Source organism: Marinospirillum sp., from assembly GCF_035271045.1.
GTDB lineage: Bacteria > Pseudomonadota > Gammaproteobacteria > Pseudomonadales > Halomonadaceae > Marinospirillum.
Genome location: NZ_DATESC010000023.1, coordinates 53,041 through 65,628, shown reverse-complemented (window position 1 = coordinate 65,628; position 12,588 = coordinate 53,041). Strand labels below are relative to the sequence as shown.

At 42.5% G+C, this 12,588-nt stretch carries 13 protein-coding genes; 8 read left to right on the top strand and 5 right to left on the bottom strand.

The window, feature by feature from the left end:
* The 5 genes from dmpG to VJY63_RS09290 all read left to right on the top strand — a co-directional run.
* The coding region (gene dmpG / locus VJY63_RS09310) for a 4-hydroxy-2-oxovalerate aldolase (protein ID WP_324050213.1) at positions 1-583 on the top strand (583 nt) is incomplete at its 5' end.
* Positions 583-1,383, top strand: a complete 801-nt coding sequence (dmpH, locus tag VJY63_RS09305; protein WP_324050212.1) for a 2-oxo-3-hexenedioate decarboxylase — start codon at positions 583-585, stop codon at positions 1,381-1,383. The genes dmpG and dmpH, both read left to right, overlap by 1 nt.
* A gap of 85 nt (positions 1,384-1,468) precedes the next feature.
* Positions 1,469-2,272: a transporter gene (locus VJY63_RS09300; protein ID WP_324050210.1), complete on the top strand. Its 804-nt coding sequence runs from the start codon at positions 1,469-1,471 to the stop codon at positions 2,270-2,272.
* Positions 2,273-2,358: 86 nt separating this feature from the next.
* Entirely contained in the window at positions 2,359-2,550 is a 192-nt protein-coding gene (locus tag VJY63_RS09295) for a 2-hydroxymuconate tautomerase (RefSeq protein WP_324050208.1), read from the top strand.
* A 29-nt stretch (positions 2,551-2,579) separates the two neighbouring features.
* On the top strand, positions 2,580-3,170 hold the full coding sequence (locus VJY63_RS09290; protein ID WP_324050206.1) for an antibiotic biosynthesis monooxygenase: 591 nt from the start codon (positions 2,580-2,582) through the stop codon (positions 3,168-3,170).
* Between the two features lie 4 nt (positions 3,171-3,174).
* Here VJY63_RS09290 and trmA read toward each other — a convergent pair whose 3' ends face one another.
* Together trmA and murI are read right to left on the bottom strand one after the other, a co-directional pair.
* Positions 3,175-4,290, bottom strand: a complete 1,116-nt coding sequence (gene trmA, locus VJY63_RS09285) for a tRNA (uridine(54)-C5)-methyltransferase TrmA (RefSeq protein ID WP_324050204.1) — start codon at positions 4,288-4,290, stop codon at positions 3,175-3,177.
* A gap of 29 nt (positions 4,291-4,319) precedes the next feature.
* Entirely contained in the window at positions 4,320-5,189 is an 870-nt protein-coding gene (gene murI, locus VJY63_RS09280; RefSeq protein WP_324050202.1) for a glutamate racemase, read from the bottom strand.
* A 97-nt stretch (positions 5,190-5,286) separates the two neighbouring features.
* Between murI and VJY63_RS09275 the strand changes: the two genes are divergently transcribed.
* Entirely contained in the window at positions 5,287-6,660 is a 1,374-nt protein-coding gene (locus tag VJY63_RS09275) for a hypothetical protein (RefSeq protein WP_324050201.1), read from the top strand.
* Between the two features lie 8 nt (positions 6,661-6,668).
* Here VJY63_RS09275 and VJY63_RS09270 read toward each other — a convergent pair whose 3' ends face one another.
* Positions 6,669-9,017: an efflux RND transporter permease subunit gene (locus VJY63_RS09270; RefSeq protein WP_324050199.1), complete on the bottom strand. Its 2,349-nt coding sequence runs from the start codon at positions 9,015-9,017 to the stop codon at positions 6,669-6,671.
* 10 nt (positions 9,018-9,027) lie between these two features.
* On the bottom strand, positions 9,028-10,023 hold the full coding sequence (locus VJY63_RS09265; protein ID WP_324050197.1) for a WD40/YVTN/BNR-like repeat-containing protein: 996 nt from the start codon (positions 10,021-10,023) through the stop codon (positions 9,028-9,030).
* Between the two features lie 261 nt (positions 10,024-10,284).
* Here VJY63_RS09265 and VJY63_RS09260 point away from each other — a divergent pair, with 261 nt between their 5' ends.
* Entirely contained in the window at positions 10,285-10,620 is a 336-nt protein-coding gene (locus VJY63_RS09260; protein ID WP_324050195.1) for a hypothetical protein, read from the top strand.
* Complete coding sequence (locus VJY63_RS09255) at positions 10,592-11,383, top strand: sulfite exporter TauE/SafE family protein (protein WP_324050193.1); 792 nt, start codon at positions 10,592-10,594, stop codon at positions 11,381-11,383. Before VJY63_RS09260 ends, VJY63_RS09255 begins: the two co-directional genes overlap by 29 nt.
* Here VJY63_RS09255 and VJY63_RS09250 read toward each other — a convergent pair.
* Positions 11,380-12,576 (bottom strand): MFS transporter, encoded by a 1,197-nt coding sequence (locus VJY63_RS09250; protein ID WP_324050192.1) that lies wholly within the window; start codon positions 12,574-12,576, stop codon positions 11,380-11,382. The genes VJY63_RS09255 and VJY63_RS09250 overlap by 4 nt on opposite strands.
* Positions 12,577-12,588 lie beyond the last annotated feature (12 nt).

Here is a 12,588-nt window from a genome sequence, read left to right as displayed (position 1 = left end):
AATTCTGGAGCAAGCCAAACTCATGGTTGAATACGGTGCTAACTGCATTTATGCCACTGACTCGGCGGGTTATATGCTGCCGGATGATGTCACTGCTCGCATTGGCCTGCTGCGTAAAGAACTACCTAAAAATATCGAAGTAGGTTTTCATGGCCACCACAACCTAGGTATGGGCATTGCTAACTCGCTGGCTGCCATTGAAGCCGGTGCTAGCCGCATTGATGGTTCAGTCGCAGGTTTAGGTGCTGGTGCGGGTAATACACCCCTAGAAGTTTTCTGTGCTGTGCTTGATCGCATGGGCGTTGAAACCGGTGTTGATCTATTCAAAATTATGGATGTAGCTGAAGACCTCGTTGTTCCTATGATGGATCATCCGGTTCGAGTTGACCGTAATTCACTGACACTAGGCTATGCCGGTGTTTATTCCTCCTTCCTACTGTTTGCAAAGCGTGCCGAAGAAAAATACGGCATCTCTGCTCGTGACCTTTTAGTTGAACTAGGCCGTCGCGGTACCGTGGGTGGACAAGAAGACATGATTGAAGACCTGGCACTGACCATGGCAAAAGAACAAGGGTTAATCTAATGGAAAATACAAACAAACTCACTAAAGCTCAAATTGATGAGCTAGCGACCTACTGTGAAGAGGCAGAGTTAAAGCAGCAAGAAATTACCAAAGTCACTGATAAATATCCAGAAATGACCTACCGTGATGCCTTTGATGTGCAGTGGGAAGTACGTCGTCGCAAAGTGGCACGTGGTCATAAAGTTGTTGGCATGAAAATGGGTTTAACCTCTTGGGCAAAAATGGCGCAAATGGGAGTTGAACAACCCTGCTATGGCTACCTAGCCGACTACTTTAGCGTGCCAGAAGGCGGTGAAATCAAAATGGATGAGTTGATTCATCCAAAAATTGAAGCAGAAATTGCCTTTGTAACCAAAGCCCCGCTTAAAGGTCCAGGCATCCATATTGGTGATGTGTTAAGAGCCACTGATTTTATTATTCCAGCCGTAGAAGTAATTGATTCACGCTACAAAGATTTTAAGTTCGACTTAAAAAGCGTGATTGCTGACAACTCCAGTTCCAGCCGTTTTATTACCGGTGGCCGTATGGCACGCCTAGAAGATGTTGATGTTAAAAATCTAGGTGTTGTCATGGAAATTAATGGCGAAATTGTCGCTACGGGTGCCGGTGCTGCGGTATTAGGCCATCCAGCGGCTTCGGTTGCCATGCTGGCTAACATGATGGGCGAACGTGGTGAAGAAATTCCGGCAGGCACTTTTATTATGACCGGTGGTATTACAGCGGCAGTGACAGTTAACCGTGGTGATTCGATTAATATCCGCTACCAAGGCTTAGGCAGTATTACTGCAAAGTTTGTTTAGTTAATTACTACTAACAAAAAAAGAACAAGGATGTTCTAACACTATAAAAAATAACACCAATAAAAATAACAAGGTACTTTATAAAATGAAAATCAAACAACTCACAATTGCTGCAGCTATCTCAACTTGTTTATCAGCGCCAACTTTTGCAGGCCACTATGTTCCAGGTATAGAAGGTGTAAAAGCTAGTTCTGTACCACCACCCGGTGTTTATTATAAGGGCTACTACGTTAATTATGATGTGGAAGGCAGTGTGGATGTAACTGTCAATGCTTTAGCGCACAGGCTTATTTGGGTAACTCCCCAAAAGTTTTTAGGTGGTGATTTAACCTTAGAAACCATCTTGCCTATGATTAATGAAAAAGTTAAGGCGGGTGGAACAACTGTTAAAAGTGAGTCAGGTTTGGGTGATTTGTATTTGGGTGGTGTAATTGGCTGGCATGGCGAACGCTGGGATGCAGTCGGTGGCATGGGCTACTGGGCTGAAACCGGTGATAAGGATAAAGTGGGTGAAGGTCATGATGGCATTATGCTGACCTTTGGTGGTACCTATAAGTTAAACCAAGCAGGTGATATTACTTTAAGTGGTTTAGGCCGTTATGAAATTAATGGTGATAAAAGTGGTGGGGTAACAGTAAACGATAACCTTACGCTTGAATGGGGCTTAGGTAAAAGTTATGGCACTTTAGATGTAGGTATTATTGGCTACATGACTAGAGAGATGTCTGGATCAAATAAAGAAGAGCGTAATGCGCTGGGTATGTCAGTAGGTAAGTTTTGGCCAAGCATTATGCTAGGTGCAGATATTGCCGCCTACAAAGAATTTGGTTATGAAAATTTTGTTGGTAACGGTAGAACTATACGTGCCTCTTTAACTAAAGTTTTCTAATCTATAAAAAGGGCTAAAAGCTAGAAGCGTTTTTAGCCCTTTTTAAATTATAAATATTACTAACCAATAACTTTAGGAAGAAAAAAATGCCAATAGCGCAAATTTATATACTAGAAGGTCGTAGTGACGAAGTTAAAGAAGCATTAATTTCTGAAATAACTGAAGCCATGGTTAAAACACTGAACGCACCTAGAGAAGTTGTTCGCGTAATTATTACAGAAATGCCTAAACAGCATTTTGGTATGGGTGGTACTTCAGCTAAAAAGTTAGGTAAATAAGTTTTAATGAAACTTAAGTGAGAATGAAAATGAGCCAATCCACTCCCGTTGCTGAAGACCCTGCTAGTGCTGTCACCGTTGTTGTTTCAAGGCGTGTTAAATCAGGTTGTGAAGCCGAGTTTGAAAAATTAAGCACTGCCATGTCTAATACGGCAACCAAGTTTAAGGGGCATTTAGGCAGTAATATGTTTCGCCCTGCATCAGCGGATGATCCTGAATACCGTATTGTTTTTAAGTTTAGAACCCCAGCTGATCTAGAAAAGTGGCAAAATTCAGCAGAACGTTTGGCATATTTGGATAACTTTGAAGAGCTTTTAATAGAGCCAGCTAAAACTGAAGTGCTTTCAGGGATGGTGACTTGGTTTACCTTGCCAGGACAAAACCCAGTTAAACCACCACCTAAATATAAAATGACCTTAGTTAGTTGGTTAGCACTTTATCCTGCGGTATCGATAATTTTTTTAGTTTTTGGTGATTTATTGCAGCCAGTCCCCCTCTTGTTAAGAACAATGATTATCACTGGTTTTTTAATGCCTTTAATGTCTTATGTATTAATGCCGCGCTTTACTCGCTGGTTTGCTTTTTGGCTTTACCCAAAAAACCAGCAAAGCCGTAGCTAAAGCGCTAATGTCTAACCAAATAAACCCCGCACTCGGCATGGTGGGTGTAGGGGAATTGGTCAAAGAAAGCTAACCGCTCAATTCTATGCGTAAGCGTTAGTGTTTTTAGATTTTCTGCAAGCGTTGCTGGGTTGCAGGAAATATAGATAATGCACTCGTAGTTTTGCACCTGTGCTAGCGTATCGTTATCCAGCCCTGCTCTGGGTGGGTCTACCAAGACGGTTGAAAAATCATACGCTTGTAAATTAAATTTACTGGCTTCTTCTGAATTGGGCTCATTTAATGCTTTAGAAAAATCTTCAGCAGCGATGCGCTCAATTCTTACATTATCAATCTTATTCGCCTGAATGTTATACTGTCCGGCTGCAACGGAAGTGCGGCTAATTTCAGTGCCTAGTAATTGCCTAAAGTTATTGGCTAAAGCCAGCGTGAAATTACCATTGCCGCAGTAGAGTTCCACTAGGTCACGTTTTTCTTCATCCGCTTTAAGACTAGAAACAGCGTCTGCCCATTCCAACATACTTTGACAAATCCAAGGGTTGGGTTGAGTAAAACTGCCTTCTACTTGTTTATAAAGCAATGTTTGCCCGTTGACTTGTAAAGCCTCAACAACAAAATCTTGTTCTAATACGCGCTTTTGTTTTCTGGCTCTACCAATAATCATAACACCCAGTTGTTCTTGCAGCTTCTTGGCGGCTATTTCCCATTCGTCTTCTAGCTGGCGGTGATAAATTAAGCTCAGTAATACTTGGCCCGATAAAGTCGTTAAAAACTCAACTTGAAATAAACGGTGGCGCAGCAAGGGCTTGTCACGAATGGCATCCAGCAACAGCGGCATTAAGCGGTTAATTTCTTTTCCTGCAACAGGGTATTGCTCCATACGAACCAGTGTGCGGTCTTTTTTAGGATCTTCACCTATTTCAAACATGGCATAAAATAAATCATCGCCTTCATGCCAAACACGAAACTCAGTACGCAAACGGTAATGGCTAGCGGGCGAAGCAAAAACCTCTAGCTTAGGTGGATTAAATTCAGCAAAAGTTTGGCGTAATAATGCTGCTTTTTCAGCCAGCAATTGTGAATAAATAGCTGGATTTACCTGAGGAAGACTAGAAGACATAAGTTGTTTTTTATCTCGTAAAAAAAATGTTAAATGGCGTGTTCAGTAAATTCAAAACCCGTCAAGTATTTTAGATGATTAAAACCAAAGCGCTGCAAAGATCGTGGTAGCTGGCTATTTATTGCTAAAGGTGCGGTTAACCAGCAGCTAGCGGCGAAGTTTTCGGGGCTAGATGGGTTGGCATAACCAGCATCATCTAGCAATTGCACCACACGCCGCGCAATGGCAGCGCCTGAATTTATCCATTGCCAAGGTGCTGCACCAGCTTGTTCGGCGACTTTGGCAAGTTGTGCTTGCAGTAAAGGAAAATGCGTGCAACCTAATATAACTGTATCAAGGCGCGGTTCTGCTAATAATGGCTGTAGAATTTCTAGTAGGTCTTTGTCAGCAACTTGACCCCCAGCTAAAAAGACTTCAGCTAATTCAACGAGGCGATTACTACCCACTTTTATAATGTTGCAATCCGCAGCAAATTCATTAATTAACTGTTGAGTGTAAGGTCGGTTAACTGTACCACAGGTTGCTAGTAAGCCCATTTGCCTGCTGCGGGTTATTAAAGCAGCCGGTTTTATGGCTGGAACAACACCGACGATTGGCAAATTAAAGTGTTGGCGTAATTCAGGTAAGGTTAAAGTGCTGGCTGTGTTGCAGGCGATGATAATTAAACAAGGTTGAATCGCTTCTACCAAGCCACTGACAACAGCATAGACTCTTTGCTTTAGCCAAGCTTCAGGTTTTTGCCCGTAAGGAAAAGCGGCATTATCACAGGCATAAATTAAAGGTAGGCTGGGCATACGTTCGCGTAATGCTTGTACAATTGACAGCCCACCAACACCCGAATCAAAAACCAAAATAGGGCCGGTTAGTGGTGTTGCAGCGGGTGGAGTTAGATCAGCCAAAGTTTTGCCTGTTTAGCAGCGAATAAACTGCTATTTTACGCCTTACGATGATCTTTCAGCAAATGCGTTCTTTTGTAGTATTTTTATGGGTGGGTTGATGTTTTCGCAAAAAAATAAATCTGAGTATATCCTAGAGTTTATAAGAACCTTGCCTAAGTCAAAAAAGACGGTGGCTAGCTTGTACCTCTTTCCACCTGCAGACGTAGAACATTTACCCGAACAGCTTAATCATGCTGATTGGAATGCGCGTCCGGTGGATTTTCGTTACCGAATTCTGGGTACTCCTGAAGATAAAAAACAGCACTTAGAGCAGCCAGTGTCTTTATTATCACCCCACTACGAAACCTTACGTAGTACTTGGATGGCAACGTTTCAGCGCAATATTGAAAAAATACAGTATCAAATACAACAATCAGGCTTAGCAGAACAGCCGGTTTCGCGCTTGGTACTGCTTTGTAAAAGTTTTGCTAAGCGTATTCGTACTCATGTTTCTAATGAACCAAGGCAAAGTCGTTATCAGCGTCAATTGGATGTGTATTTTTCTTGGTTAGCTGAGCAAAGTATGTTGGCTTTAATTAAGCACTCTGATTGGGGAAAACTACCTGAAGTAACGAAAATTGAAGTTATCGACTTTTTACGCCAAGAAATTGATTACCGTAAAGTGCAAGGCTATTTAAAAGAATTAGATGGCCGTTCAGCACGGGTTTTTTACCGAATGCAGTTATATCGGCGTTTTTTAGACCGATTTATTTTGCTAAAAGCCGATGTGGTTGAATTAGGGCATATAGCAAGGCGCAGTGTTAAAGCTCTGATTACCATGCTGGTTATGAGTCTGTTTACCGTGTTTATTTTTTACTTTCGTGATTCGGGTTATTCGCTGAGTGTTGGGCTTATTTTAACCGTTGCTTTGGTGTATGCCTTGCGTGATTTATTGCGTGATGATTTGGTGAAAGTATTAACCGATAAAATTCGTCAAGATAAAGCACTTTGGAAATTGCGCTACCGTAAAAGTACCAAAGACCCGCTTTTATTTCAGCAGTTTTTATGGCGTTCAGTGATTCGTTATGAGCAGTTGCCGGAACAGGTTAAAAACAATAGCGGTAAATGGTTTTTTAATGCCGATAAAAACATCTTTTTTTTGCGCTCAGTGATGGAAAGTGAAGGGCATTTAAACCTTGAAGAAAACGTCGAGGAAAGTATCGAAATTGATTTCAAGCCTTTTGCTGATTTGCTAAGCACCATAAAAACGCCCGTTTATTATTATGATATTAATGATGAACAGTCCAAAGTGGGTACGCACCTGATTGAACAACGCCATTATTATAATTTGGTGTTAGTCATTGAAGACTTAAAAAGTAAAGAACCCGTCAAGGTACAGCGTTGGAAGCTGACCTTGACGGCTGAGGGTGTTGTGCAATGCACCACAGGGCGCGTAATTGATTCATCTAAAAATCAAGCTAGTAAAAGCTAAGCCAGAAACTAGGCCTTAGATGGGTCTTTTAGTAAGTAATGGGCAAATGCTGGCAGCAACCAAAGTGCACCGACCATGTTCCAAATAAACATAAAAGTGAGCAAGATACCCATATCAGCCTGAAATTTAATGGGTGAAAAAACCCAAGTGCCCACACCAATCGCCAAGGTTAAGCCGGTGAAGCTAACGGCTTTGCCGGTTGAATGCAGCGTGTGGTAATAGGCGGCTTGCAAGGTTTCACCTTCACGCAAGTAATCGCGTAAGCGTGAATAAATGTAAATACCATAGTCAACACCAATGCCTACCCCCAGTGCAATCACTGGTAAGGTAGCAACTTTTACACCTATGCCTAGTTGTGCCATAAGTGCCTGACAAAGCACTGATGTTAAACCCAGCGGTGCAACAATGCACACCACCGCTCGCCAAGATTTGAAGGTAATAAACACTAAAGAGGCAACCACGGCATAAACAAAAATCAGCATAAACGTTTGTGCGCGGGCAATTTCTTCGTTGGTGGCAGCTTCAATACCAGCACTACCGGCAGCTAGCATAAAACGCGCATATTCAGAATTGTTTTCTGCTGCAAAGGCTTCTACGGCCTTGGTTACGGTGACTAAGGTATTCGCTTTATGGTCTTCTAGGTAAAGAATCACCGGCAATAAATCACAGCGGTTATTTATCATGCCTGCAGGTAGATTGCTCATGGCTTGGTTAAGCACAAACTGATTACGATCAAGGGTTTCCCATTTTAAATTGCCTTCGTTAAAACCAGCAATCACGCGCTTGGTAATGTAGGCAGGCGATAATGTACCTTGCACACCCGCCACGTTACGCATCTGCCATTCCAATCGGTCGACGGCTTCTAAGGCTTCATAGGCAACACAACCTTGTTCAGGGGTTTCTACCATCACAACTAATACATCGGCACTGGTCGCATAGTTATCGGTGACAAAAGCATTGTCTTGGTTATAGCGCGAGTCAGGGCGTAATTCAGGCGCACCTTTGTCTAAATCACCAATTTGCAAATCAGCACTGGCTAAAAAGCCTACGCCCCCTAAAATTGCGGCAACTAAAATTGACCAAGGCGCAACTTTTGCATGGGTGAAAAAAGATAAACGCCGCCAAACGGGTGAGTCTTCTAAGCGTTTATTTTTGGCACGTAGAATGCTTTTAGATCCTACGCCTAAATAAGACATCAGCAGCGGTAGTAAAATTAAGTTGGTTAAAATAATGACTGCTACGCCTAAAGAAGCAGCAATGGCTAATTCTTGAATAACTTGGATGTCAATAAACAGCAGCGTCATAAAGCCAATCGCATCTGACACCAGCGCCAACATACCGGCAATGTACAAACTGCGAAAAGCTAAACGTGCAGCAGTGGTACGGTCATGCCCAAAAGAAGCTTCTAAAGCCATTGCATTAATCACTTGTACACCATGTGAAATCGCAATCGCAAACACTAAAAAAGGCACCAGCATAGAGTAGGGATCCAGACCATAACCTAGAAGGTTCAGTAGCCCCAATTGCCAAGTAACGGCAATTACCGAACAAAATAACGAAATTAGCGCACTTTTAACGCACCGTGAATAAAAGTACAAAAGTACAAAAGTAATGAGCAGAGCAATCAGAAAGAAAAACCCAACTTGCGTTGCGCCATCAATTAAATCACCAATTAATTTAGCAAAACCAATGATACGCACTTCAAACTGCTCATCACTAAACTGATCGCGCACTGTTTCTAAAGCTGCAGAAAAAGCTTGGTAATCCAGTGGTTTGCCATCGACTTTATCCAGCAGCGGTGCAACCACAAGGGTTGAGCGAAAATCGTTAGCAATCATAATGCCCACTTGACCCGATTTAAGCAGGTTTTCACGCAGCGCCTCTAAGCTTTCAGGGCTGCCATCGTAGGTATCAGGAATCACCGTGCCGCCTTCAAAACCTTCTTCAGTCACTTGCGTCCAGCGCACCGCAGGATCCCACAAAGACCGAACGGCAGATTGGTCAACGCCTTCTAAATAGCGGACTTCTTCATAAACATCTTGTAAGCGCTGCATATAGTCCGCACTAAAAATATCCGCACCTTGCTTGGCTACTACCACCAAACGCACTGCATTGCCTAAACCGCGCAAATCGTCTTGGCGCTCCATAAAGTTTTCAATGTAGGGGTGCGACAGCGGAATCAGTTTCTCAAAACTGGCTTCAGGCTTTACTTGAATGGCTTGATAACCTAAAAAAACCGTTAGCATTAAAAATAAAGCCAACCAAAATGGACGAAAATTAAAGAAAGCTTTTTCAATAGTCGGGGCTTCAATAACAGCAGTGTGTGGTTTATTAACAGCGATGTGTGGTGTGTTCATAGTGATATCCTTAGCGGTCTGCTGTTGTAGGTAATGGCAGGCTGTGTATACCGCCGCGTCCAACAGCTACCCACTCATTACCTTGGCGAGCGGCAGCTAATAAAGAATAGCGACCTGATAGCGTATGCAAATTAAGCGCTTGCGCTGCGCCAGTTAGGTATTCACCATTTTGACCTAGCAGTAATAACGAATTATTACCTAAGTTATCTAATACTAGACCCGTGTTTAACGTTTGTTCACCGGCGTGTTTAAGTGGCTGCCAAGAATTGCCGGTGTCTAAGCTCATAAATAAATTACCCCGTAAACCAGTGGCAACTAGTTGTCCGGCTGGGGTGCTAAAAACACCAAATAAAGAGCCGTCATAATCCAGTTGCAATGCTTGCCAAGAGTCACCTAAGTCGGTAGAGCGATAAACACTGCCGCGTTCGCCAACAATAAACAAATGCCCCGCTATATCTTGAGTAATGGCATTGTTGTGATAGCCTTCAGGGTTAGGTAGTTTATCGCTTAAATTTTGCCAAGTTTTGCCTGAGTCTTGTGTCTTTAGTAGCAAACCATAGCCGCCGACCGCAAAGCCTGTTTGCGCTGAAATAAAGAAAACATCTAATAACGGTGCTTCTTCTGTGTCATGCTGCACCAACTGCCAACTAACACCAGCATCGCTGCTACGTAAGATGGTTGCCTCGTGTCCTACTGCAAAGCCAAGGTCGGCTGTAGCAAAATCAACCCCGGTTAACTGGCTTATCACCGGTACTTTAGCTTGTTGCCAAATTTGCTTAGTACCCTTATTAAGCGCGTCGCGGTAAATAATATGCCCTCGCTCACCCACAGCAACAAGGCGATCACCTGCAGCGGTAATGTCTAGCAGTAAAGATTGGGTAATTAATTCAGACTTTAAGGCTTGTTTAAGCAGTGCAGAATCAGCAAAAAGGGTGGGCGTAAAAAAGCTTGCACTTAATAAAAGGCAAACAATTTTTAGTCGATAAGGCCAGCAACTAGAAACCATAATAATCTCCATTATTGTTATTTTCTTGGCAAAGTTAACTCTAGCATCAAACCAGTCTTTTAGACAAACGCTCGTTTTAATTCGATGGGCTGTTAAAAAATAAACGTTCTATTTCATCACACCAAATCAAGGTCGTGCTTTGTGTAAAAGGCGTTACAGGAATCACGTCAATTTCCAACATTTTTTACGCCATTTGGGGTTTAGCTTGACCAATGAATAAGATAACATAGGTAGTACTGCTCATCTAAAAGCACCTTTTAAATGCCTTATTTGTTAATTAAACGTATTTTTAATTTAAAAAAACAACCGCTATTGATTGGCGGCTGTTTAGTGTGTCTGTTATTAAGTAGCGGCTGCAGCAGCGTTAATTTTGAAAAGCTATTTATGCCTGTGAATGTAGATAAACTCTCCTTCTATGAAAAAAGTCGCCTAAATTGTTCAATGCAATCCGGTTTACAGTCAGAAACTGATTTTTCCATCATCGCGGCAGGTATTATTAATGTTGGTTTTAGGCTGCCTTCTTTAGCAGATCAAGACGCTAATTATGACCGGCGTTTAGATGACTACAATGACTGCTTACGTATCTCTGGACTTTAGTGTGCCCTACCTTGAATACCTTTTACCTGAACAACTGAGTTTATTAAATAGCTTATTGCTGATTATTTTTGCCGGTATTACGTCTGCCATGACCGCTAGTATTGGCGTGGGTGGTGGTGTTTTGCTGTTAGCAGTGATGGCGTTAATTTTACCCCCAGCCGCTATTATTCCTCTGCATGGCATGGTGCAGTTTGGCTCTAATTTTAACCGTGCTGTTATGACCTTTAAAGGCATTGATTGGAAGCGCCTTGCAGCTTTTACACCCGGTGCAATTTTAGGGGCAGGTTTAGCCAGTTTATTTTTAGTTGAATTACCGATGCAATTTTTACAGCTCACCATTGCTGGTTTTATCTTGTTTTTAACTTGGGGGCCTAAAGTTCCTGCCATAGGTTTAGGGCGCGTAGGCACTTTTTTTGCTGCACTGATAACCACCTTTGTTAGTATGTTTGCTGGCGCAACTGGCCCTTTAGTCGCGGCCTTTGTGAAGCAGCAACATCAGGGTGATCGTTTTCGTACCGTTGCTAACTTTGCGGCAACCATGAGTGTTCAGCATTTACCTAAAGCTGTTGTGTTTGGTGCAGCAGGTTTTGTGTTTGCGGATTGGTTGGGTTTAATGCTGCTGATGGTTTTAAGTGGCGCAGTGGGTACTTGGTTAGGTTTAAAGTTGCTTAATAAATTAAGCAACCAAAAATTTAGCCGGATGATTAATGTTGTTTTAACTTTATTGGCGTTGCGCCTTATTTGGTCGGCTTTGGTTAGCTAGGCTAACTGGCTTAGCGTGCGCGGGTCTTGCTTCCATAGCCATAAGCTAATCCCCAGCGTAACTACAAACACCAATAAAGAACCCAAAATAACCCCTTGCCACTGCATTGCTTGCCAAAATGGATCTAAGTAAAAACCACCAGTACTTGCGCCTACATAATAAAACACCAAATAAAGTGCGCTGGCACTGGCGCGTGCTGTTTGGGCTTGGCGGCTAACCCAGCTAGTAATATTGGAATGGCAAAAGAAAAAACCAAAGCTGTTAATTAATAACCCGCCAACAATTGCCCATACGCTGGGTATTAACATTACTAAACTACCCAACATTAAAAGGCCGACACCCATCGCCATGCCTAATGGTTGCGCTAGTACCAAAGCAATGCGCCCCGACATAGAAGCCGCCCAAGTTCCTGTTAAGTAAGTTAAAAACAACATACCTAAAAAGCTGCTGCTTAATAGCCAAGGATCAGCCGACAATAAATAAGTTACGTAGCTGTATTGATTAATGAAAATAAAAAAATTTAAGCCACCTAAAATATAAACAAACAGCAGCAAAGGGTTTTTAAGGTGGGCGAATAGATCGTTTAGCATTCGAGTTAGGCTGGGTTTTTGGGGTTGGAAGTTTTTAGACTTAGGTAACGCCCACCAAAAAAAACTTAAACAAACGATGGATATAACCGCTGCGCCAATAAAGCTTGCTCGCCAGTTAAATGCATCAGCCAAAAAACCAGAAAATAGCCGTCCGCTAATGCCACCTAACGAGTTGGCGCTAATATAAATACCCACCGCTAATGCCATTGCTTTTTTGCTAAATTCATCCCCCATGTAAGCAATCGCTACCGCAGGTAAACCGCCCAATAAAAAACCTTGTAGGGCGCGTAAAATAAGTAGGCTGGTGTAATTAGGTACCCAAGCCAAAGCAAGTGTAATAAGTAAAGTGCCGCTCATGGTGGCTAGCATAATGACGCGCCGCCCAATAGCATCAGATAAAGGCCCATAGATTAAAAGTGAAATACCCAGCATTAAAGTAGTAACAGCTAAAGAAGCGTTCGCTTCTAAGGTAGAAATATTAAAAGCTGTTTGGAATTCAGGCAGTAATGGCTGAGTCACATAAAGATTACTGAAAATCATGAAGGAACCGCAGCAAAGTGCTAAAGTAGCACGCCAGAAAGCGGGTGTTTTTGCTTCAATCATTGGTTTAGCCTG